Below are 23,148 nucleotides of genomic sequence, written 5' to 3'. Positions count from 1 at the left end.
GCCGCATTGTTCTCTTGTAGGAGCTGACGAGTGCAACGAGGCTGCGATCTTTTGATCTTGTCTTTTCATAAGCAAATCAAAAGATCGCAGCCTTCGGCAGCTCCTACAGGGGCCATATCCAATTTCCCGATACCTGGGGTGCTGGCGCAAAGCTAGCATTTGTACGGCTCTGCAAATCATTCCTTTGGCTGATTTGACTGTCATGCAGGCGCACTAGAGTACGAATCTCTCCGCCAACACCGTGCAGTCAGAAAAGGGATTCTTATGTTGCAGACTCGGGTCATTCCGCCGGCCGATGGGGCCTACCAGTATCCATTGCTGATCAAACGGTTGCTGATGTCCGGCGCCCGTTACGAGAAAACCCGCGAAATCATCTACCGCGACCAGTTGCGCTATAGCTATCCGACCCTGATCGAGCGGGTTGCGCGGCTGGCCAATGTGCTGACGGCTGCCGGCGTCAAGGCCGGTGACACCGTGGCGGTGATGGACTGGGACAGCCACCGTTACCTGGAATGCATGTTCGCCATTCCGATGATCGGCGCGGTGATCCACACCATCAACGTGCGCCTGTCGCCGGAGCAGATCCTCTACACCATGAACCACGCCGAAGACCGCTTCGTGCTGGTCAACAGCGAGTTCGTCGGGCTGTATCAGGCCATCGCGCCGCAGCTGACCACGGTGGAGAAAACCCTGCTGCTGACCGATCTGCCGGAGAAAACCGCAGAGCTGCCGAACCTCGTCGGCGAATACGAGCAACTGCTGGCCGCTGCGAGTGCGCAATACGATTTCCAGGACTTCGACGAAAACTCGGTCGCCACCACGTTCTACACCACCGGCACCACGGGCAATCCGAAAGGCGTGTATTTCACCCATCGGCAACTGGTGCTGCACACCATCGGCGTGGCGACGATCATGGGTTCGATCGACAGCGTACGCCTGCTCGGCACCAACGATGTGTACATGCCGATTACGCCGATGTTCCACGTCCACGCCTGGGGTTTGCCGTACGTGGCGACCATGCTCGGGCTCAAGCAGGTTTATCCGGGGCGCTACGATCCGGAGTATCTGGTGGAGTTGTGGCGCAAGGAGAAGGTCACCTTTTCCCATTGCGTGCCGACCATCCTGCAGATGCTGCTCAACGCCAAAGCCGCGCAGGGTGCCGACTTCGGTGGCTGGAAGATCGTCATCGGCGGCAGCGCACTCAATCGCAGTCTTTATGAAAACGCCAAGGCCCGTGGCATTCAGCTGACGGCCGCATACGGCATGTCGGAAACCGGGCCGCTGGTGTCTTGCGCGCACCTCAACGACGAACTGATGGCCGGCAGCGAAGACGAGCGCACCACTTACCGGATCAAGGCCGGTGTACCGGGGCCGTTGGTCGAAGCGGCGATTGTCGACGGCGACGGCAACTTCCTTCCGGCCGACGGCGAAACCCAGGGCGAACTGGTGCTGCGCGCGCCATGGCTGACCGAAGGTTATTTCAACGAACCGCAGAAGGGCGCCGAGCTCTGGGCCGGCGGCTGGCTGCACACCGGCGACGTCGCCACGCTCGACAGCATGGGCGTGATCGATATTCGTGATCGCATCAAGGACGTGATCAAGACCGGCGGCGAGTGGATCTCCTCCCTTGACCTCGAAGACCTCATCAGCCGGCATGCGGCGGTACGCGAAGTAGCAGTGGTGGGCATCGCCGATCCGCAGTGGGGCGAGCGTCCGTTTGCCTTGCTGGTGGTCCGCGAAGGGCAGGTGATCGGTGCACGGGAACTGAAGGAACACCTCAAGCCGTTCGTCGAGCTGGGACACTTGAGCAAGTGGGCGATCCCCAGTCAGATCGCCCTTGTTACCGAAATTCCCAAGACCAGCGTCGGCAAGCTCGACAAGAAGCGCATTCGCCTCGACATCACCGAGTGGCAAGCCAACAACAGCACCTTCCTTTCCACACTTTGAGTGCCTGATGGCGCGCCGAAACCGGCGCGCCAGACCCACCAAGCAAGCGCTTGGCTTGTGAAATCGAAAAAATCAGCCATCCTTGCCCTGCCGACGTGTGTCGGACTGGCGAAAGGACTGTTCCAGAGTGGTTGGCGGCTGCAAATCACACTTTAGAGGGATCAAGCACTACCACCCGCTGGATATAGTCCGCTCAAGGACTTTTTAGAAACGGAGCACACGCACTGATCGGGGCGAGCAACTCTGGAGCGATTTCGGGCAGCCTTGGCGCCCGGTCCTCCACAGCGTTTTTAAAAGTACTCACTGCCATAACAATAATGCACATGGAGTAGCGTCGATGACCTCAGTAAACCAGTTCTGGCGCCGGGCGAAACTGCCTCTGGCGGTCAGTCTTGCCTCCTCGCTCGCCGGGCCTGCATTCGGCGTCAGTTTCAACGTCGGTGAAATCGAAGGCCAGTTCGACTCGTCCCTGTCGATCGGTGCCAGTTGGTCTACTCAGAGCCCGAACAAGAACCTTATCGGCGTCAACAACGGCGGCCGTGGCCTGTCGCAGACTTCCGATGACGGGCACGCCAACTTCAAGAGCGGCGAAACCTTTTCGAAGATCTTCAAGGGCATCCATGACCTTGAATTGAAATACGGCGACACCGGCGTGTTCGTCCGTGGCAAATACTGGTACGACTTCGAACTGAAGGACGAGAGCCGCGAATTCAAGGACATCAGCGACAGCAACCGCAAAGAGGGCGCCAAGTCCTCCGGCGGGCAGATCCTCGACGCCTTCGTCTACCACAACTACGCGATTGCCGATCAGCCGGGCTCCGTGCGTCTGGGCAAGCAGGTAGTGAGCTGGGGTGAAAGTACCTTCATCGGCGGCGGCATCAACTCGATCAACCCGATCGACGTCTCCGCGTTCCGTCGTCCGGGCGCCGAGATCAAGGAAGGCCTGATTCCGGTCAACATGTTCTACGTGTCGCAGAGCCTCACCGATAACCTCTCGGCCGAAGCGTTCTACCAACTGGAATGGGACCAGACCGTCGTCGACAACTGCGGCACCTTCTTCTCCCAGCCGGACATCGTTGCTGACGGTTGCGACAGCAATCTGCGCGTACTGAACAAGCGTTCGCAGATTCCGGCGATCGCTTTGGGGCCGTTGGCCGCCAACGGTGTGAACGTCGACCAAGAAGGCGTGCTGGTGCGCCGTGGGCCGGACCGTGACGCGCGCGACAGCGGGCAGTGGGGCGCGTCCCTCAAATACATGTTCGAGCCACTCGACACCGAGTTCGGCGCCTACTTCATGAACTACCACAGCCGTGCGCCGATCTTCAGTGCAACCGGCGCACCGCAGTCGGTCTACAACACTGCCGCCGCGCTGCCGGGGCCGTTCGCCGCACTCGCACCGCTGCTGGTCGCGGGCAATTCGAATTACTTCATCGAATACCCGGAAGACATTCGTCTCTACGGCCTGAGTTTCTCCACCACCCTGCCTACCGGTACGGCGTGGAGCGGTGAGATCAGCTACCGTCCGAACGCGCCGGTGCAACTGAACTCCACCGACATCCTGTTTGCCGGCGTGCGTCCACTGGGCGGCGCGCTGACCAACGCTTCGTTGCTCACTGGCGTGCCGGGTCAGGACCTGCACGGCTATGAGCGCAAGGAAATCACCCAGATCCAGACGACCTTCACGCACTTCTTCGATCAGGTCATGGGCGCCAGCCGTCTGACCCTCGTTGGTGAAGTCGGCGCGACCTACGTAGGTGGCCTGGAAAGCCGTTCCGACAAGCGTTACGGCCGTGATCCGGTCTACGGTCCGGGTGAGTTGCCGGCCACTGGCACAGTCGATACCTGCGCCAACATCCTCAACAACAGCACCATCAACGGCGCAGGCCCGGGTTCGCCGCAGAACAACCGCAGCCGCAATTGCGAAAACGACGGTTTCACCACGTCGATGTCGTGGGGCTACCGTGGTCGGGCGATCTGGGAATACAACGACGTGTTTGCCGGTGTGAACCTCAAGCCGAACGTGGCCTGGTCCCACGACGTGAGCGGTTATTCGCCAGGCCCTGGCGGCAACTTCGAGGAAGGTCGCAAAGCGGTCAGCCTGGGCGTCGACGCCGAATACCAGAACACCTACACCGCGAGCCTGGCTTACACCAATTTCTTCGACGGCAAGTACACCACCGTGGATGACCGCGACTTCGTGGCGCTCAGCTTCGGCGTGAACTTCTAAGCACTGCATTTCAGGACGAACGAATTTATGAAAATAACAAAGAGTCTGTTCCACGCCGGTGTGCTGGGCCTGTCGCTGCTGGCGACCAGTGTCATGGCGGCGGTGCCTGCTGCCGAAGCGGATAAACTGGGCAAGAGCCTGACGCCGATGGGCGCGGAAATGGCCGGTAATGCCGACGGTTCGATCCCGGCCTGGAAACCGCTGCCAAAAAATGCCGGCAGCGTCGACAGCAAGGGCTTCCTGTCCAACCCTTACGCCAGTGAGCAGCCGCTGTTCACCATCACCGCCAAGGATGTCGACAAGTACAAGGACAAGCTTGCCCCGGGCCAGTACGCGATGTTCAAGCGCTACCCGGAAACCTTCAAGATGCCGGTCTATCCGTCCCATCGCGGCGCCACCGTGCCGGATGACGTGTTCGCCGCGATCAAGAAGAACGCCACCAGCACCAACCTGGTGTCCGGCGGCAACGGTCTGGAAAACTTCGATACCGCCGTACCATTCCCGATCCCGAAAACCGGTGTGGAAGTGATCTGGAACCACATCACCCGCTATCGCGGCGGGAGCGTGACCCGTCTGGTGACCCAGGCCACGCCGCAACCGAACGGCTCGTACAGCCTGGTGTACTTCCAGGATCAGTTCGTGTTCCGCGACAAGATGAAGGACTACGATCCGGCGAACCCGGGCAACATCCTGTTCTACTTCAAGCAGAAAGTGACCGCGCCGGCGCGTCTGGCCGGTGGCGTACTGCTGGTGCACGAGACGCTCGATCAGGTCAAGGAGCCGCGTTCGGCGTGGGTCTACAACGCCGGGCAGCGTCGTGTGCGCCGTGCACCGCAAGTGTCGTATGACGGCCCGGGTACTGCCGCCGACGGCCTGCGTACCTCGGACAACCTCGACATGTACAACGGCGCGCCGGATCGTTACGACTGGAAGCTCGAAGGCAAGAAAGAGATGTACATCGCCTCCGACAGCTACAAGCTCGACGATCCGAAACTGAAGTACTCGGACATCATCAAGGCCGGTCACATCAACCAGGACCTGGCACGCTACGAGCTGCGCCGCGTCTGGCACGTGGTCGCGACCCTGAAGGAAGGCCAGCGCCACATCTACGCCAAGCGTGACTTCTACATCGACGAGGACACCTGGCAGGCAGCGGTCATCGACCACTATGACGGTCGCGGCCAACTGTGGCGTGTAGCCGAGGCGCATGCCGAGAACTACTACGACAAGCAAGTGCCGTGGTACGCCCTCGAAACCCTCTACGACCTGCAGTCCGGCCGCTATCTGGCCCTGGGCATGAAGAACGAAGAGAAGCAGGCGTATGACTTCGGCTTCACCGCTACCACCAGCGACTTCACCCCGGCCGCTCTGCGTCAGGATGGTGTTCGCTAAACCTGCGTAAACCCGAGGCCGCATCCTCGTGAAAACGCCCCGACCGGTTCGGGGCGTTTTTTTGCGTGCGGTTTCACGCCGCAGCGCTCATGTGGGAGCTGCCGAAGGCTGCGATCTTTTGATCCTGTTTTTGATTCTGGAAAAAGCAAAGTCAAGAGATCGCAGCCTTCGGCAGCTGCTACACGGATTCATCGTGGTCGCGATTGGTCGGTGATGCCGGATTTTGGCGGCGCTGTGTAGCCTTTTTGTAGCCATTTGTAGCAGTGACCTTCATTACCTCTTCGTTTAAGGCTAGGCTGCGGACATCTGCAACGCCGCCAATCGCCTTCGAACAAGAGCCGGCCATGACTGATCTGTCCCCACTTCCGGGTCCCGCAAGCATCACCGTCGCAGCACTGGACGGGCGTTTTTTTCGCCCGCCGCTGCCTGATGGCTATGTCTTGCGGCCGCGCCTTTGCCAGCGTCTGCAGGCCGGGCTCGGAGGTCGGTTGCTGCTGGTCAGCGCCCCGGCCGGATTCGGCAAGAGCTCGCTGGCGGTGGAGTTCTGTCAGAGCCTGCCGGCCCACTGGCAAAGTCTATGGTTGGGTTTGAGTCCGCGTGACAGCGATCCCGGACGTTTTCTTGAGCGCTTGCTCGAAGGTCTGCAGGACTACTTTCCGGCCTTGGGCGCTGGCGCTCTTGGTCTGCTGAAAATGCGTCAGCGTCATCAGCCATTTGCTTTCGAAGAGTGGCTCGACGGTCTGCTCGATGAGCTGGCGCTGCATCTCGATCCTGCTGCACCGCTGCTGCTGGTGCTCGACGACTACCACCTCGCCCAAGGGCCGGTGCTGGATCGTTGCCTGCAATTTTTCCTCAATCATCTGCCCGATGGCTTGCTGGTGATGGTCACCAGCCGTCAGCGCCCGGACTGGCATCTGGCGCGTCTGCGCCTGTCGCGGCAGTTGCTCGAGCTGCACGAACAGGACTTGCGCCTGACCCACGACGAAGCCCTGACCTTGCTCGACCGCCACAGCAGCTCACTGCGCGGCGAAGCACTGGAAAGCCTGATCCAGCGCAGCGAAGGCTGGGTCGCCGGCCTGCGCTTCTGGCTGCTGGCGGTGGCCGAGGCGGGCAACGATGCCGCGCTGCCGCAAGCATTGAACGGCGGGGAAGGGCTGATTCGCGACTATCTGCTCGAAGAAGTCATCGATTGCCTGCCCGCCGAAGTGCAATCCTTCCTCTACGAAACCGCTCCGCAGGAACGCTTTTGCAGCGAGCTGTGCGACGCCGTCCGCGAAGCCCACGACAGCGCCGAGATCCTGCGCTTTCTCCTCGCTCACCAAGTGTTTCTGGTGCCGCTGGACGAGCACGGTCACTGGTATCGCTATCACCATTTGTTTTCTGACTTGTTGCGCAGCCGGCCGATCGCCCAGGCGATGGTGCCCAACGCTACCCTGCATTTGCGCGCCTGCCGCTGGTTCAATGCGCAAGGCCTGCTCGACGAAGCGGTGGAGCAGGCGTTGCGTGCCGGGCATCTCGATGTTGCGGCGAATCTGGTACAGAACCTGTCCGAAGAACAACTGCTCGCCGAGCAGAACGTCGGCATGCTGCTGCGCTGGAAAATGGACTTGCCCGACAGCCTGCTGATCAGCACGCCACGGCTGATCGTGCTCTACAGCTGGGCGCTGGGGCTGGCCTGTCAGCTCGACGCCGCTGAAGAGCTGGCCAGCCATTTGAGCCGTTTCCTGCCGGCGCCTTCGGCCACTGCGCAGAAATCCATGCTGGCGCAATGGCTGGCGCTGAGCGGGATCATCGCTCGCGGACGCGGCCATCGCGAACTGACTCTGCGCTATTGCAGTGAAGCGCTGGAGAGCCTGCCGGCCAAGCGTTATGGCCAGCGGCTGATGTGCCTGTCGACCTTGTCCAATCTGGCGATCGCCGACGGCGATCTGTGGCGCGCCCGTGGGCTGAACCGTGAATCCCTCGAGCTGGCGCAACGGGTCGGCAATCCATTATTCGAAGCACTGGCGCATTACGACAGGGCGCGGGTTCTGCAATCGCGGGGCGAGATTCTGCGTGCGCTGGATGAAGTGCATCAGGGCCTGGAGCGGCTGCGCGGTCTGTCGCCGCAACGCCTGTACGCCGTGCGCGCGCGGCTGACGTTGTATGAAGGTTTCCTGCTGGCGATGCGTTTGCAGCCGCAGGCTGCACGCGTACGCCTACTCGCCGGCATCGGCGAAGCGCGGGCCTGTCGCGACATCAGCGTGCTGATCGGCCACTGCGTGATTGCCCGCCTCGACGGCGCCAGCGGCGAGTTCGCCAAGGCCTTCGCCGAACTCGCCGAGGCCGAACGCCTGATGCACATCTGGGACGTGCCGCCGATCTACTACCTGGCGATGATCACCCTGGTCAAATGCGAGCTGTGGCTGGCCCAGGGCCGCATTGATCTTGCCGAGGCGTGGCTTGCACGATTGGGCCAGACCTACACCGGCGAACACGCTGCGGCACCACCTGAATTCCATCCGCAACTGCCACTGCATGTGGAGCTGCAACAGGCGCTGCTCGATGTGATTCAGGGGCAACCGATGCTCGCCGAAGGGCGGTTGAACGTGTTGCATGAAAACGGCCAGCGGACCGGGCGGCAGTTGCTCAGTGTGATGGCGTTGACGCAGAAGGTGGCGCTGTTGCTGTCGAGTGGACGCGAGCCCGAGGCGCGCAAGGTGTTGAGTCAGGCACTGGAAGCAGCGGCCGGCGGCGTCTACCAACCCTTTGATGCGCTGCTGAAAAACCATTCCGACTGGTTGCGCGGGCAATTGCAGGCGCTCACTTGCAACGCGGTCGGCCAGCAATTGCTCACGCATTTTCCAACAGCCGCGCCACGCCCGGCTGTGGAAAGCTCCGCTACCGAACAACTCAGCAGCCGCGAACTGGCGGTGCTGCGCCTGATCGCCCAAGGCTGTTCCAATCAGGAAATCAGCGAGCAGTTGTTCATTTCCCTGCACACGGTGAAAACCCACGCCAGCCATATCAACAGCAAGCTGGGGGTCGAGCGGCGTACGCAGGCAGTGGCGCGGGCGAAGGCGTTGGGGTTATTGCTCTAGCGACGGTAAAATTCGCCATCGGCCGTTGCCAACGGCGTTGACCCTGTCCAGGATTTTTCCATGACCACGCCCAGCCCTGCGCTTATCCGCGAAACCTTCCCCGTCGGCCCGCTCCAGTGCAACTGCACGATCATCGGCGACCCACTCACAAAAAAAGCCATCGTCGTCGACCCGGGTGGCAACCCCGACCTGATCATGGCGCGTCTCGATGCCCATGGCTTGAAAGTCGTCAGCATCATCCACACTCACGCGCATCTCGACCACTTTCTCGCTTCAGGGCAGATGAAGGAGAAAACCGGTGCGACCCTGCATCTGCACAAGGAAGACCAGTTCCTTTGGGACAATCTGGAGATGCAATGCCAGATGTTCGGCGTGCCTTACACCCCGGTTCCATCGCCGGATCGCTGGTTGAGCGATGACGAAGAACTAGCCTGCGGTTGCGGTGTGGCACTGCACACGCCGGGACATACACCCGGGTCCATGAGCTTTTGGTTTTCCGAGGCTAAGCTGTTGATAGCCGGCGACACGCTGTTTCGTCGCGGGGTAGGGCGTACGGATTTGTGGGGTGGCGATCAGGCGACCATCGTGCGTTCGATCAAGCAGCGGCTGTATACGCTGGACGAGGACGCAACGGTTGTCACCGGGCACGGCCCGGACACGCGTCTGGGTGATGAGATGCGCGAGAACCCGTTTGTGCGTGCCTGAATTTTTTGTCACGGGCAGCGGGCGGAATTTTTAGGCATTGTCATGATCCAACGCCCGCGCAGGTCCATTGATTGATCAGTGGCCGCTGCACCACAGAATGCAGAAAACCAGGAGCTCTCCATGTTCACCACGCGTCGTTTGATTATTGTCGCTACTGCCGTGGCCGTGCTGTCCGGCTGCGCCTCGCCTAATCCGTATGACAATCAGGGTCAGGCCGACGGTGGCTCGCAAGGCATGAGCAAAACCGCCAAATACGGTGGCCTTGGTGCACTGGCCGGCGCACTCGCCGGTGCCGCCATCGGTCACGACAACCGTGGCAAGGGCGCCTTGATCGGCGCTGCTGTCGTCGGTGCCTCCGCAGCAGGCTACGGCTACTACGCCGACCAGCAGGAAAAGAAACTGCGCGCGAGCATGGCCAACACTGGCGTTGAAGTGCAGCGGCAGGGCGATCAGATCAAACTGATCATGCCGGGCAACATCACCTTCGCCACCGATTCGGCGAACATTGCCCCGAGTTTCTACCAGCCGTTGAACAACCTGGCCAACTCGCTGAAGGAGTTCAACCAGAACCAGATCGAAATCGTCGGTTACACCGACAGCACCGGCAGCCGCCAGCACAACATGGACCTGTCACAGCGTCGTGCGCAGAGCGTGGCGACCTACCTGACCTCGCAAGGTGTCAGCGGTGCCAACCTGTCGGCCCGTGGCGCCGGCCCGGATAACCCGATTGCCAGCAACGGCGACGTGAATGGCCGCGCGCAGAACCGCCGGGTCGAAGTCAACCTGAAGGCGATTCCGGGCCAGCAGTATGGTGGTCAGCAGCAACAGCCGGGTACGGTGCAGCAGTATCCATAAGCGATTGCCTGAATGAAGAAATGCCCGATCCTGTGATCGGGCATTTTTTTGTCTGGGCAGTGCCGGCCTCTTCGCGGGCAAGCCCGCTCCCACAGGTATTGGCGGTGGCCACAAAATCTGTGTTCCACACCTGACCCCTGTGGGAGCGGGCTTGCCCGCGAAAAGGCCAGTGTTGTCACCGCAAAATCAGCCGATACAAAAAGCCCCCGGACAACAGCATTGTCCGGAGGCTTTTTGTTGGGCGCGAAACCCGATTACTTCTTCAGACCATAATGCTCATCGAGCATGCCCGGCGAGTTTGGATTCTTCGGTGCATAGTCACGCGGTGGCTCCTGATCGCGCGGTGGCGTCAGGCGTTCGCGAGGTGCTTGCGCTGCGTCGGCGTGCAGGGCGGCGATCAGGCGCTGGCGGGTCTGCTCGTCCAGGGCCAGACGATTGGCGCCCTCGGCGAGGTGGTCCTGCACATCCTGATAGCTCTGGGTCAGTTTCTTGACCAGCATCGCGGTGCTGTTGAAGTGGGTGACCACTTCGTTCTGATAACTGTCGAAACGCTCCTGGATATCATCCAGTTGACGCTGCGTGCGGCTCGGTGCGGCGTTCGGCGCAACGCGCGCGATCAGGAATCCAATGGCGACACCCACAACCAGGGCAAGAGTCGGTAACAACCAAACTAAGAGCGAGTGTTCCACGAGTCCTTCCTCTATAAACGGCTTTGCTTTACGTTAACGGCTCGAACCTGCGCTGTATACCGCGATTCACTCGCAATAGATTGGCACAGACAATTTGCTAGACGAGTCGACCCGATTCGAGGTCACGGAGTTCCTCCCTTGCTGATGCGTGAAACCCCTGTATTGATTGACGGCCCGGTGGGTCAATTGGAAAGCCTTTACCTGGATAACGAGCAGCCGCGCGGCATCGCGCTGATCTGCCATCCGAACCCGGTGCAGGGCGGCACCATGCTCAACAAGGTTGTCTCGACCCTGCAGCGCACCGCGCGCGATGCAGGCCTGATCACCTTGCGTTTCAACTATCGCGGCGTCGGCGCCAGCCAGGGCACGCACGACATGGGCTCCGGTGAAGTCGACGACGCCCAGGCCGCCGCCACATGGCTGCGGGAAAAACACCCGGATCTGCCGCTGACCCTGTTCGGTTTCTCCTTCGGCGGATTTGTTGCAGCAAGTCTCGGCGGCCGTCTCGAAGCCCAAGGCGTGCAGCTTGAGCACCTGTTCATGGTTGCCCCGGCGGTGATGCGTCTGGGCGAGCAGGATCAACTGCCGCAGCACGGCGGGTTGACCGTGATCCAGCCGGAAACCGATGAAGTCATCGATCCGCAACTGGTCTACCAGTGGTCGGAACAACTCCAGCGCCCCCATGAGCTGCTGAAAGTGGCAGAATGCGGACACTTTTTTCACGGCAAGCTGACCGATCTCAAGGATCTGCTGCTGCCGCGTCTCTCGAATTGATTGCAGTCTGACAAGCGATTACCCATGACCAACCGTACCCGCATTCTCACCGGCATCACCACCACTGGCACGCCGCACTTGGGCAACTACGCTGGGGCCATTCGCCCGGCAATCCTCGCCAGCCGCGACAGCCAGGCCGATTCGTTCTATTTCCTGGCCGACTACCACGCCCTGATCAAATGCGATGACCCGCTGCGCATCCAGCGCTCGCGTCTGGAAATCGCCGCGACCTGGCTGGCCGGTGGCCTCGATGTCGACCGCGTGACGTTCTACCGCCAGTCCGACATCCCGGAAATCCCCGAGCTGACCTGGCTGCTGACTTGCGTCGCCGCCAAGGGCCTGCTCAACCGTGCGCACGCTTACAAGGCGTCGGTGGACAAAAACGTTGAGACGGGTGAAGACCCGGATGCCGGCATCACCATGGGCCTCTACAGCTATCCGGTGCTGATGGCGGCGGACATCCTGATGTTCAACGCGCACAAGGTGCCGGTCGGTCGCGATCAGATTCAGCACGTGGAAATGGCCCGCGATATCGGTCAGCGTTTCAACCATCTGTTCGGCCAGGGCAAAGAGTTCTTCACCATGCCCGAAGCGCTGATCGAAGAAAGCGTGGCGACGTTGCCGGGCCTCGACGGTCGCAAGATGTCGAAGAGCTACGACAACACCATTCCGTTGTTCAGCAGCGCGAAAGAAATGAAGGACGCGATCTCGCGGATCGTCACCGACTCCAAGGCCCCGGGCGAAGCGAAAGATCCGGACAACTCGCACCTGTTCACTCTGTTCCAGGCCTTCGCCACTCCGGCGCAGGCTGACGAGTTCCGCAGCGAACTGCTCGGTGGTTTGGGCTGGGGCGAGGCGAAGAATCGCCTGTTCCAGTTGCTCGACAACGAGCTGGGCGAGGCGCGCGAGAAGTATCACCAGTTGATCGAGCGTCCGGCGGACCTGGAAGACATCCTGCAGATTGGTGCGAAGAAGGCCCGGGCGGTGGCCACTCCGTTCCTCAACGAATTGCGTGAAGCCGTTGGCCTGCGTTCTTTCGTCAATCAGGTTCAGGTGGCCGCGACTACCAAGAAGAAAGCCGCGAAAGCCGCACGTTTCGTCAGCTTCCGCGAGGACGACGGCAGCTTCCGTTTCCGTCTGCTGGCGGCCGATGGCGAGCAATTGTTGTTGTCGCGCAACTTCGCCGACGGCAAGACTGCCGGCCAGGTGACCAAACAGTTGCAGTCCGGCGAGTCGCTGGATGTGCGTACTGATGACCTGAGCTTCAGCGTCTGGCTGGCCGGTGAGTGCGTGGGTGACAGCCCGGCCTTCGCCGACGCTGCCGCGCGGGACGCCGCCATCGAGGCGTTGCGCGTCGCACTGACTCCAGCTCAAGACTGATCGGCGGCACGACCCGACCAAGGGCCGATTGCCATTCCCACAGGCCGTCGCTACAGTGACGGCCCGTTTTTGTTGCCTTGCTAACGAATTATGACGCCCCTAGAACGATATCAAGCTGATCTGAAACGCCCGGACTTCTTCCATGACGCCGCGCAGGAAACTGCTGTGCGTCACTTGCAGCGTCTGTACGACGACTTGATCGCCGCTGACCAGAACAAGCCGGGTTTGCTCGGCAAGCTGTTTGGCAAAAAGGATCAGGCACCGGTCAAGGGCCTGTATTTCTGGGGCGGCGTCGGTCGCGGCAAGACTTACCTGGTCGACACCTTCTTCGAAGCGTTGCCGTTCAAGGAAAAGACCCGCACGCACTTCCACCGCTTCATGAAGCGTGTGCACGAAGAAATGAAAACCCTGGGCGGCGAGAAAAACCCGCTGACCATCATCGCCAAGCGCTTCGCGGCCGAGTCGCGGGTGATCTGCTTCGATGAATTCTTCGTCTCCGACATCACCGACGCGATGATCCTCGGCACGCTGATGGAAGAATTGTTCAAGAACGGCGTGACCCTGGTCGCGACGTCGAACATCGTGCCGGACGGCCTGTACAAGGATGGCCTGCAACGCGCGCGCTTCCTCCCCGCCATTGCGCTGATCAAACAGAACACTGAGATCGTCAACGTCGACAGCGGTGTTGACTATCGTCTGCGTCACCTCGAGCAAGCCGAGCTGTTCCACTATCCGCTCGACGAAGCCGCGCACGAAAGCCTGCGCAAGAGCTTCAAGGCGCTGACGCCGGAGTGCACGGCGGCGGTTGAAAACGATGTGCTGATCATCGAGAACCGCGAAATCCGCGCTCTGCGCACCTGCGACGACGTGGCCTGGTTCGACTTCCGCGAACTGTGCGACGGCCCGCGCAGCCAGAACGACTACATCGAACTGGGCAAGATTTTCCACGCCGTGCTGCTCAGCGGCGTCGAGCAGATGAGCGTCACCACCGACGACATCGCCCGGCGCTTCATCAACATGGTCGACGAGTTCTACGATCGCAACGTCAAGCTGATCATTTCTGCTGAAGTCGAGTTGAAGGATCTGTACACCGGCGGACGCCTGACCTTCGAGTTTCAGCGCACGCTGAGCCGACTGCTGGAGATGCAATCCCACGAGTTTCTGTCGCGGGCGCACAAGCCTTAAGCGGAGTCTCGGCGACAAAAAAGGGCCTGCGATTGCAGGCCTTTTTTATGCGCTGAAGTTTTTCCCTGTGGGAGCGAGCCTGCTCGCGAAAGCGCAGTGTCAGCAACGTCAATGTTGCAGGTAAGTACGTATTCGCGAGCAGGCTCGCTCCCACATTGGATCGCGCAGTTGAGTTACGCAGCCTGCTGAAACTGTTGACGATACTGGTTAGGCGACAGTTCGGTGTGCTGGCGGAACAGTCGCGCGAAGAAGCTCGCATCGTCGTAACCGACCTCATAACTGATGGTCTTGATGCTCTTGCGCGTGCCCGAAAGCAAGCCCTTGGCCGTCTCGATGCGCAGGCGTTGCAAGTAATGCAGCGGCTTGTCGCCGGTGGCGGTCTGGAAGCGGCGCATGAAGTTGCGGATGCTCATGCCGTGCTCGCGGGCGACGTCTTCGAAGCGGAACTTGTCGGCGAAATGCTCTTCGAGCCACTGCTGGATCTGCAGGATGATCACGTCCTGATGCAGCTTCTGCCCACCGAAACCGATACGTCCCGGCGAATAGCTGCGCTGCACTTCGTAGAGGATGTCGCGGGCCACGGCTTGCGCCACGTTCGCGCCGCAGAAGCGTTCGATCAGATAGATATAGAGATCGCATGCCGAGGTAGTACCGCCGGCGCAGTAGAGATTGTCGGCATCGGTCAGGTGCTTGTCCTGATTCAGATAGACCTTGGGGAAACGCTCGGCGAAGGCATTGAAGAAGCGCCAGTAGGTGGTCGCTTCCTTGCCGTTGAGCAGTCCGGCTTCGGCGAGCCAGAACACCCCGGTGGCTTCGCCACACAACACCGCGCCGCGCGCATGCTGTTCGCGCAGCCACGGCAGGATTTGCGGATAACGGCCGCACAGCGTATCGAAGTCGTCCCAGAACGCCGGGAGGATGATCACATCGGCGTTTTCCAGGCCACCGTCGACCGGCATGACCACGTCGCTGAAGCTTTTTACCGGTTTGCCATCCGGGCTGACCAGGCGCGTTTCAAACGCCGGTGTCAGGCCGTGGCCCAGTTGTTTGCCGTAACGCAGGCTGGCCACATGGAAAAAATCCTTGGCTTGCATGAGGGTGTAAGCGAAAACCCGATCGATGGCCAGGATGCTGACGCGCCGCAAGGGCGGGGAGACGTGCTTAGACATAATTCAACTTTTGTTTTGTTTTTATAAGGGAAAGTGGTCACCAGACGGCTGGATCGTCTTATTTTTTGTCGGATGTGTCCAGTGTCCCGTAGCGGAAGCGGGGCTTAGTCTCTGAGAGCCGAATCCCTCCAACAACAAAGAAAGGTGCCGCATGATCCCTAGAACCCTGTTCAGCCCCGAGCACGAATTGTTCCGCGACAGCGTGCGAACTTTCCTCGAAAAAGAGGCCGTGCCGTATCACGCGCAGTGGGAGAAGCAGGGACACATTGATCGCGCGCTGTGGAACAAGGCGGGGGAGGCGGGGATGCTCTGTTCGCATCTGCCGGAAGAGTACGGCGGGCTCGGCGCGGATTTCCTCTACAGCACCGTGGTGATTGAAGAAGTCGGGCGTCTGGGACTGACCGGCATCGGCTTTTCGCTGCACTCGGACATCGTCGCACCGTACATCCTGCATTACGGCAGCGAGGCGCTGAAACACAAATACCTGCCGAAACTGGTCTCAGGGGAAATGGTCACGGCGATCGCCATGACCGAGCCTGGCGCCGGTTCCGACCTGCAAGGGTTGAAAACCACGGCGGTGCTCGACGGTGACGAATATGTGATCAACGGTTCGAAGACCTTTATCACCAACGGCTTTCTGGCTGATCTGGTCATCGTGGTGGCCAAGACCGACCCGAAGGCCGGGGCCAAGGGCACCAGCCTGTTCCTGGTGGAGGCGAATACGCCGGGCTTCGAGAAAGGCAAGCGCCTGGAGAAGGTCGGCATGAAGGCGCAGGACACCTCGGAACTGTTCTTCCAAGACGTGCGCGTGCCGAAGGAGAACCTTCTCGGCCAGGCGGGGGCCGGGTTTGCCTATCTGATGCAGGAGTTACCGCAAGAGCGCCTGACCGTGGCGATTGGCGGCCTGGCCTCGGCTGAAGCGGCGTTGCAATGGACGCTGGATTACACCCGTGATCGCAAGGCGTTCGGCAAGTCGATTGCCGATTTCCAGAACACCCGCTTCAAACTGGCCGAAATGGCTACAGAGATCCAGATCGGCCGGGTTTTTGTCGACCGCTGCCTGGAGCTGCATCTGCAAGGCAAACTCGATGTGCCGACGGCGGCGATGGCCAAATATTGGGGCACCGACCTGCAATGCAAAGTGCTCGACGAATGCGTGCAACTGCATGGCGGCTACGGCTTCATGTGGGAATACCCGGTGGCCCGGGCGTGGGCGGATGCGCGGGTGCAGCGGATTTATGCCGGCACCAATGAAATCATGAAAGAGATTATTGCGCGGTCGCTTTGATGATCGTTCCTACGCTCTGCGTGGGAATGCCGCCGGGGACGCTCCGCGTTCCGCTGTTGAGGTAATCCGACTGGCCTCTTCGCGAGCAGGCTCGCTCCCACAGGGGATCACCGTACCTGTGGGAGCGAGCCTGCTCGCGAAGCTTTTGGCGGTCAGTTATGGCGCCGGATTCGGATGATCCTTGTGAATCGCCTCGATCCCGGCCAGCACTTCATCGGACAGTTTCAGATCAAAACTGGCAATGTTGCTGTCCAGTTGTTCAAGCGTCGTTGCGCCAATGATGTTGCTGGTGACGAACGGTTGCTGGGTCACGAAGGCCAGTGCCATTTGCGCCGGGTCCAGACCGTGTTCACGGGCCAATGCAACGTAACGGCTGCACGCCGCTTCGGATTGCGGGTTGAAATAGCGGCTGAAGCGGCTGTAGAGGCTCAGGCGTCCTTTCGCTGGACGGGCGCCACCCTCGTACTTGCCGGAGAGGAAACCGAACGCCAGCGGCGAATAGGCGAGCAGGCCGCACTGTTCGCGGATGGCGATCTCGGCCAAGCCGACTTCGAAGCTGCGGTTGAGCAGGTTGTACGGGTTCTGTATCGACACTGCACGCGGCCAGCCACGGGCTTCGGCCAGAGCCAGAAAGCGCATGGTGCCCCACGGCGTCTCGTTGGACAGGCCGATGTGGCGGATCTTGCCGGCCTTCACCTGCTCGTCGAGGGCTTCGAGGGTGTCTTCCAGTGGCGTCAGGTTCGCTTCGATCTTGTGCTTGTAGCCCAGCTGTCCGAAAAAGTTGGTGCTGCGTTCCGGCCAGTGCAATTGATACAGATCGATGTAATCGGTCTGCAGACGCTTGAGGCTGCCGTCCAGTGCTTCGGTGATGTGCTGGCGGTTGTGGCGCAGGTTCTTGTCGCGGATGTAGTCGATGGTGTTGCCGGGGCCGGCGATCTTGCTGGCGAGGATCCAGTCGGCACGGTCACCGCGACTCTTGAAGTAATTGCCGATGTAGCGCTCGGTGGTGGCGTAGGTTTCGGCTTTGGGCGGCACCGGATACATTTCAGCGGTGTCGAGGAAATTGATCCCCGCCTCTTTGGCCCGTTCAATCTGGGCGAAGGCTTCAGCTTCAGTGTTTTGCTCGCCCCAGGTCATGGTGCCGAGGCAGATTGCACTCACGTTCAGGTCGGTACGGCCTAGCTGGCGATAGTCCATCGGGTGCTCCTTGGGCAAAACAATCATAAAAGCAGGTTGAAAAATTTTTCGCAATCTGCATAATTGCCGACCTCTTTCTGCAGTGGAAGTGATGCGCCGCCGCCGAAGAATCTTGCCGTTGAACGGACGCGCCGACCCGAGCCCCCGAAAGCGTCTGTATCCGGCTGCCTTTGACTTGTCAAAGTACGCACTATTCAGTAAGATCCGCCGTCTTATTTACAGGCGGCCCCTGAGGCTATAAAGAATGAAAACTTTTACTGCTAAACCGGAAACAGTAAAGCGCGACTGGTTTGTCGTCGACGCTGCTGGTCAGACCCTGGGTCGTCTGGCCACCGAAATCGCGAGCCGTCTGCGTGGCAAGCACAAGCCTGAGTACACTCCTCACGTTGACACCGGCGACTACATCGTCGTCATCAACGCCGAGCAGATCCGTGTTACCGGCGCTAAAACCACTGACAAAATGTACTACTCCCACTCCGGTTTCCCGGGCGGCATCAAGTCGATCAACTTTGAAAAGCTGATCGCCAAAGCCCCTGAGCGCGTGATCGAGACCGCGGTTAAAGGCATGCTGCCTAAAAACCCACTGGGTCGCGACATGTACCGTAAGCTGAAAGTCTATGCGGGCGCTGCACACCCTCATACTGCTCAGCAGCCCCAAGAACTGAAGATTTAACGGAATAGTTCATTATGTCGGCGACTCAAAATTACGGCACTGGCCGTCGCAAGACCGCAACCGCACGCGTTTTCCTGCGTCCGGGTACTGGTAACATCTCCATCAACAACCGTTCGCTGGATAACTTCTTCGGCCGCGAAACTGCCCGCATGGTAGTTCGTCAGCCGCTGGAGCTGACCGAGACTGTCGAGAAGTTCGACATCTACGTCACCGTGATCGGCGGTGGTGTAAGTGGTCAGGCTGGCGCAATCCGCCACGGCATCACCCGCGCTCTGATGGACTACGACGAAACCCTGCGTAGCGCTCTGCGCAAAGCTGGCTTCGTTACCCGCGACGCCCGTGAAGTTGAACGTAAGAAAGTTGGTCTGCGTAAAGCGCGTAAGCGTCCGCAGTACTCGAAGCGTTAATTTCGCTTCCACGTTCAAAAAAGAACGCCCGCCTCCTCACGGAAGCGGGCGTTTTTTTATGCGTGCGATTTATCAAAGAATTGCGTTGTGACAACTTGCCACAGCCGTAGACCCCCTATACTCCAAGGCTTGAGGGGTTGATCCCCGGGGAATTAACCTTGTCAGAATTGGGGGTTTTCATTACCATTCGGGCAAAATTTTTATAAGTAACATTTGATTTATTTAGTAGACGCCTGATTTAACAGGCCAAAAAAGCTGATGGGAGAGGACTGAATGAGCAATGACGGCGTGAATGCAGGCCGGCGTCGCTTCCTGGTGGCAGCCACATCCGTGGTCGGTGCTGCAGGAGCGGTGGGGGCTGCGGTCCCGTTCGTGGGGTCATGGTTTCCCAGTGCCAAGGCGAAAGCTGCCGGTGCACCGGTGAAAGTGAATGTCAGCAAAATCGAGCCAGGCCAGCAGATGATTGCTGAATGGCGCGGCCAGCCGGTGTTCATTGTCCGCCGTACCGAGGAAATCCTGGGGAATCTCAAGAAGATCGAGGGTCAACTCTCCGATCCGACCTCCAAAAACTCCACGCAACCCACTTATGTCGACCCGGAAGTGCGCTCGATCAAGCCGGAAATTCTCCTGCTGATCGGGATCTGTACGCACCTGGGTTGCTCACCGACCTTCCGTCCCGAAGTGGCACCTGCGGATCTGGGCAAAGACTGGGTAGGCGGCTATTTCTGCCCGTGCCACGGTTCCCACTACGATCTGGCTGGCCGCGTCTACAAGTCGCAACCTGCGCCTTTGAACCTGCCAGTTCCCCCGCATTCCTATGAGACCGATGACCTGATTGTCATTGGCGTCGATACGGAGAAAGCGTGATGAGCAAGTTCATGGATTGGGTTGATGCGCGCTTTCCCGCGACCAAAATGTGGGAAGACCATCTCAGCAAATATTACGCACCAAAAAACTTCAACTTCTTCTATTTCTTCGGCTCGCTGGCGCTGCTGGTGCTGGTCAATCAGATCGTCACCGGTGTCTGGCTGACGATGAGCTACACGCCGTCCGCAGAAGAGGCGTTTGCTTCCGTCGAATACATCATGCGCGACGTCGAGTACGGCTCGATCCTGCGTCTGCTGCACTCGACCGGCGCCTCGGCGTTTTTTATCGTCGTCTATCTGCACATGTTCCGCGGCCTGCTCTACGGTTCGTACCAGAAACCGCGCGAGCTGGTCTGGGTGTTCGGCATGCTGATCTACCTGGCACTGATGGCCGAAGCGTTCATGGGTTACCTGCTGCCTTGGGGCCAGATGTCGTACTGGGGCGCCCAGGTGATCATCTCGCTGTTCGGCGCGATTCCGCTGATCGGCGATGACCTGACCCAGTGGATTCGTGGTGACTACCTGATCTCCGGAATCACCCTGAACCGCTTCTTCGCCTTGCACGTTGTCGCGCTGCCGATCGTGATTCTCGGTCTGGTGGTGTTGCACATTCTGGCGCTGCACGAAGTGGGCTCGAACAACCCTGACGGCGTCGATATCAAGAAGCACAAAGACGAAAACGGCATCCCGCTGGACGGCATCGCGTTCCACCCGTACTACACGGTGAAGGACATTGTCGGCGTCGTGGTGTTCCTGTTCATCTTCTGCTTCATTGTGTTCTTCTTCCCGGAAATGGGCGGCTACTTCCTCGAAAAACCAAACTTCGAGCCGGCTAACCCGTTCAAGACGCCTGAGCACATTGCCCCGGTCTGGTACTTCACTCCGTTCTACGCAATCCTGCGTGCGGTGCCGGACAAGCTCATGGGTGTTATCGCCATGGGCGCGGCGATTGCGGTGCTGTTCGTGCTGCCATGGCTGGACCGCAGTCCGGTGAGATCGATGCGCTACAAGGGCTGGATGAGCAAAATCTGGCTGGTGGTGTTCTGCATTTCTTTCGTGATTCTCGGCATCCTCGGCGTTCTTGCGCCGACGCCGGGGCGCACGTTGCTGTCGCAGGTCTGCACCTTCCTGTATTTCGCCTACTTCATTCTGATGCCGTTCTACACCCGGCTCGAGAAGACCAAACCGGTTCCGGAAAGGGTGACTGGCTGATGAAAAAGTTATTTCTTGCTCTGATTTTTACTGCGCTGCCTTCCCTGGCTTTTGCTGCCGGGGGCCATGGTCCGGAACTGGAAAGTGTCGATATCGACGTCTCCGACAAAGCCGCCCTGCAGGATGGTGCGCGGACCTTTGCCAACTATTGCATGGGTTGTCACAGCGCCAAGTTCCAGCGTTACGAGCGCGTTGCCGATGACCTCGGCATTCCGCACGAGTTGATGCTGGAGAAGCTGGTATTCACCGGTGCCAAGATTGGCGACCACATGAACATCGGCATGCAGCCGGCCGACGCCAAGACCTGGTTCGGCGCAGCGCCGCCGGACCTGACTCTGGTAGCGCGGGTACGCGGCACCGACTGGCTCTACGGTTACTTGAAGTCGTTTTACGAAGACCCGGCGCGTCCATGGGGCGTGAACAACAAGGTCTTCCCGAACGTCGGCATGCCTAACGTGCTGGTCGGCCTGCAAGGTCGGCAGGTCGTCGGCTGCAAGCAGGTGCAGATCGTCGAGGACGGCAAGAAGCAATACGATCCGCTGACCGGCACGCCGCTGACTCATGAAGCGTGTGATCAGTTGACCATCGTGCCGAAGTCCGGTGCTCTGAACGAAGAGCAGTTCGATGAGAAGGTCAAGAATCTGGTAACCTTCCTGGCTTACTCGGCTAACCCGGTTAAGCTGCAACATCAGCGCATCGGTACTTATGTCTTGCTGTACCTGGCGTTCTTCTTTGTGTTCGCCTACCTGCTCAAGCGTGAATACTGGAAAGACGTGCACTGATACGCTTCAAGCATTGCTGTTAATCGCGCGCGCCCAAGGGCGCCTCCGCTAAAGCAGGGTCTGCTCAGTCAGACCCTGCGGGAGGTGCCCTCTGGGCGCGCGCGTTTTTCCGGTTCCGACAAATTCAACAAGCGAGGAGGATCGCCATGGGCGTGACCAATCGGTTGGCCTGTTACTCCGACCCCGCCGACCACTATTCCCACCGAGTGCGCATCGTGCTTGCAGAGAAGGGTGTCAGCGCCGAAATCATCTACGTGGAAGCGGGCCGCCAGCCGCCTAAACTGATTGAGGTGAACCCTTACGGCAGTCTGCCGACGCTGGTCGATCGTGACCTGGCGTTGTGGGAGTCGACCGTGGTGATGGAGTATCTGGATGAGCGTTACCCGCACCCGCCGCTGATGCCGGTTTATCCGGTAGCGCGGGCCAACAGCCGTCTGCTGATCCACAGGATTCAGCGTGACTGGTGCGGGCTGGTGGATCTGATTCTGGATCCCAAGAGCAAAGAGGCCGCACGGGTCGTGGCGCGCAAGGAATTGCGCGAAAGCCTGACCGGCGTTTCGCCGCTGTTTGCCGACAAACCGTTCTTCCTCAGTGAGGAACAAAGTCTGGTGGATTGCTGCCTATTACCCATACTCTGGCGTTTGCCGATTCTGGGTATTGAACTGCCGCGGCCGGCCAAGCCGCTGCTTGATTATATGGAGCGTCAGTTTGCGCGTGAGGCTTTCCAGGCGAGTCTGTCTGGTGTCGAACGCGATATGCGCTAAGGCTTAAGGAGCCGCTATGAACTCCAGTCGACCTTATCTGGTCCGCGCGCTCTACGAGTGGATTGTGGATAACGATTGCACCCCGCACATGCTGGTCAACTCCGAGTACCCGGCGGTGCAGGTGCCACAGGGTTTTGCCAGTGACGGCCAGATCGTCCTGAACATCTCGCCCAGTGCCGTGCGTCATCTGCACATGGACAACGACGTGGTGACGTTCGAAGGCCGCTTCGGCGGTGTTCCGCACAGTCTCTACGTGCCGATCAGCGCGATCTTGGGCATTTATGCGCGGGAGAACGGCCAGGGCATGGTGTTTGACCTCGAGTTGCCAATGGACGACGAGGAAGACATCGATCCGGATGACGACTCGCCGCCACCGGGCAGCGAGCCGCCACGTCCGAGTGGCCGGCCAAGCTTGAAGGTTGTGAAATAAAAAAAGGCGATCCGGGTGGATCGCCTTTTTTGTGCCTGCATTGGTCGTGTAGGAGCTGCCGGAGGCTGCGATCTTTTGATTTTTAAAAGCAAGATCAAAAGATCGCAGCCTCGTTGCACTCGTCAG

20 protein-coding genes are annotated in these 23,148 nt (G+C 59.7%); 17 read left to right on the top strand and 3 right to left on the bottom strand.

All coding sequences use genetic code 11. The features are described 5' to 3' along the window. Positions 1–264: 264 nt before the first annotated feature. The 6 genes from AB4N73_RS16820 (at position 265) to AB4N73_RS16795 (ending at position 10,206) form a co-directional block, all read left to right on the top strand. Complete coding sequence (locus AB4N73_RS16820) at positions 265–1,947, top strand: fatty acid--CoA ligase (RefSeq protein ID WP_039761335.1); 1,683 nt, start codon at positions 265–267, stop codon at positions 1,945–1,947. 337 nt (positions 1,948–2,284) lie between these two features. Next, positions 2,285–4,174, top strand: coding sequence for a DUF1302 domain-containing protein (locus AB4N73_RS16815; RefSeq protein WP_056790239.1), 1,890 nt, complete (start codon positions 2,285–2,287; stop codon positions 4,172–4,174). Between the two features lie 27 nt (positions 4,175–4,201). Then, positions 4,202–5,566 (top strand): DUF1329 domain-containing protein, encoded by a 1,365-nt coding sequence (locus AB4N73_RS16810; RefSeq protein WP_024014265.1) that lies wholly within the window; start codon positions 4,202–4,204, stop codon positions 5,564–5,566. A 344-nt stretch (positions 5,567–5,910) separates the two neighbouring features. After that, a complete protein-coding gene (locus tag AB4N73_RS16805; protein WP_375122673.1) occupies positions 5,911–8,646 on the top strand; it encodes a LuxR C-terminal-related transcriptional regulator in 2,736 nt (911 codons plus the stop codon). A 60-nt stretch (positions 8,647–8,706) separates the two neighbouring features. Then, positions 8,707–9,351 carry an MBL fold metallo-hydrolase gene (locus AB4N73_RS16800; RefSeq protein WP_041479973.1) on the top strand — a complete coding sequence of 215 codons (645 nt, stop codon included), beginning with the start codon at positions 8,707–8,709 and terminating at the stop codon, positions 9,349–9,351. A 120-nt stretch (positions 9,352–9,471) separates the two neighbouring features. After that, positions 9,472–10,206, top strand: coding sequence for an OmpA family protein (locus tag AB4N73_RS16795; RefSeq protein WP_041479972.1), 735 nt, complete (start codon positions 9,472–9,474; stop codon positions 10,204–10,206). A gap of 254 nt (positions 10,207–10,460) precedes the next feature. Here the strand turns inward: AB4N73_RS16795 and AB4N73_RS16790 are convergent, their stop codons facing one another. Continuing rightward, on the bottom strand, positions 10,461–10,895 hold the full coding sequence (locus AB4N73_RS16790) for a Z-ring associated ZapG family protein (RefSeq protein ID WP_460142338.1): 435 nt from the start codon (positions 10,893–10,895) through the stop codon (positions 10,461–10,463). A 144-nt stretch (positions 10,896–11,039) separates the two neighbouring features. Between AB4N73_RS16790 and AB4N73_RS16785 the strand changes: the two genes are divergently transcribed. The 3 genes from AB4N73_RS16785 to zapE all read left to right on the top strand — a co-directional run bounded on the left by AB4N73_RS16785 (position 11,040) and on the right by zapE (position 14,234). Beyond that, positions 11,040–11,669: an alpha/beta hydrolase gene (locus AB4N73_RS16785; RefSeq protein WP_460143597.1), complete on the top strand. Its 630-nt coding sequence runs from the start codon at positions 11,040–11,042 to the stop codon at positions 11,667–11,669. 24 nt (positions 11,670–11,693) lie between these two features. Beyond that, the gene (locus tag AB4N73_RS16780) at positions 11,694–13,049 is read left to right on the top strand and encodes a tryptophan--tRNA ligase (RefSeq protein WP_252882668.1); all 1,356 of its coding nucleotides are present in this window, start codon (positions 11,694–11,696) and stop codon (positions 13,047–13,049) included. A gap of 90 nt (positions 13,050–13,139) precedes the next feature. Continuing rightward, on the top strand, positions 13,140–14,234 hold the full coding sequence (gene zapE / locus AB4N73_RS16775; protein ID WP_016773254.1) for a cell division protein ZapE: 1,095 nt from the start codon (positions 13,140–13,142) through the stop codon (positions 14,232–14,234). 173 nt (positions 14,235–14,407) lie between these two features. On the opposite strand, the gene AB4N73_RS16770 is transcribed toward zapE, so the two are convergent. Next, positions 14,408–15,304: a GlxA family transcriptional regulator gene (locus AB4N73_RS16770; RefSeq protein WP_163012735.1), complete on the bottom strand. Its 897-nt coding sequence runs from the start codon at positions 15,302–15,304 to the stop codon at positions 14,408–14,410. A 250-nt stretch (positions 15,305–15,554) separates the two neighbouring features. On the opposite strand from AB4N73_RS16770, the gene AB4N73_RS16765 reads away from it, so the two are divergent. Further along, a complete protein-coding gene (locus tag AB4N73_RS16765) occupies positions 15,555–16,691 on the top strand; it encodes an acyl-CoA dehydrogenase family protein (RefSeq protein ID WP_460142337.1) in 1,137 nt (378 codons plus the stop codon). A gap of 156 nt (positions 16,692–16,847) precedes the next feature. On the opposite strand, the gene AB4N73_RS16760 is transcribed toward AB4N73_RS16765, so the two are convergent. Then, on the bottom strand, positions 16,848–17,888 hold the full coding sequence (locus AB4N73_RS16760; protein WP_056790225.1) for an NADP(H)-dependent aldo-keto reductase: 1,041 nt from the start codon (positions 17,886–17,888) through the stop codon (positions 16,848–16,850). Between the two features lie 244 nt (positions 17,889–18,132). Here AB4N73_RS16760 and rplM point away from each other — a divergent pair, with 244 nt between their 5' ends. From rplM to AB4N73_RS16725, 7 genes are all read left to right on the top strand, one after another. After that, positions 18,133–18,561 (top strand): 50S ribosomal protein L13, encoded by a 429-nt coding sequence (gene rplM / locus AB4N73_RS16755; RefSeq protein WP_003228062.1) that lies wholly within the window; start codon positions 18,133–18,135, stop codon positions 18,559–18,561. Between the two features lie 14 nt (positions 18,562–18,575). Further along, positions 18,576–18,968, top strand: coding sequence for a 30S ribosomal protein S9 (gene rpsI, locus AB4N73_RS16750; RefSeq protein ID WP_003228056.1), 393 nt, complete (start codon positions 18,576–18,578; stop codon positions 18,966–18,968). A 273-nt stretch (positions 18,969–19,241) separates the two neighbouring features. After that, positions 19,242–19,835, top strand: a complete 594-nt coding sequence (petA, locus tag AB4N73_RS16745) for a ubiquinol-cytochrome c reductase iron-sulfur subunit (RefSeq protein ID WP_007917031.1) — start codon at positions 19,242–19,244, stop codon at positions 19,833–19,835. Beyond that, positions 19,835–21,046 (top strand): cytochrome b, encoded by a 1,212-nt coding sequence (locus AB4N73_RS16740; RefSeq protein ID WP_016773261.1) that lies wholly within the window; start codon positions 19,835–19,837, stop codon positions 21,044–21,046. The genes petA and AB4N73_RS16740 overlap by 1 nt, the downstream gene beginning before the upstream one ends. Continuing rightward, entirely contained in the window at positions 21,046–21,828 is a 783-nt protein-coding gene (locus tag AB4N73_RS16735) for a cytochrome c1 (protein ID WP_016773262.1), read from the top strand. Before AB4N73_RS16740 ends, AB4N73_RS16735 begins: the two co-directional genes overlap by 1 nt. A gap of 146 nt (positions 21,829–21,974) precedes the next feature. Continuing rightward, positions 21,975–22,592 carry a glutathione S-transferase N-terminal domain-containing protein gene (locus AB4N73_RS16730; protein ID WP_007961620.1) on the top strand — a complete coding sequence of 206 codons (618 nt, stop codon included), beginning with the start codon at positions 21,975–21,977 and terminating at the stop codon, positions 22,590–22,592. A gap of 16 nt (positions 22,593–22,608) precedes the next feature. Then, a complete protein-coding gene (locus AB4N73_RS16725) occupies positions 22,609–23,022 on the top strand; it encodes a ClpXP protease specificity-enhancing factor (RefSeq protein ID WP_016773263.1) in 414 nt (137 codons plus the stop codon). Positions 23,023–23,148 lie beyond the last annotated feature (126 nt).

This window comes from Pseudomonas sp. S3_B08, from assembly GCF_054667725.1.
This window is presented reverse-complemented; position numbering and strand designations above follow the sequence as displayed.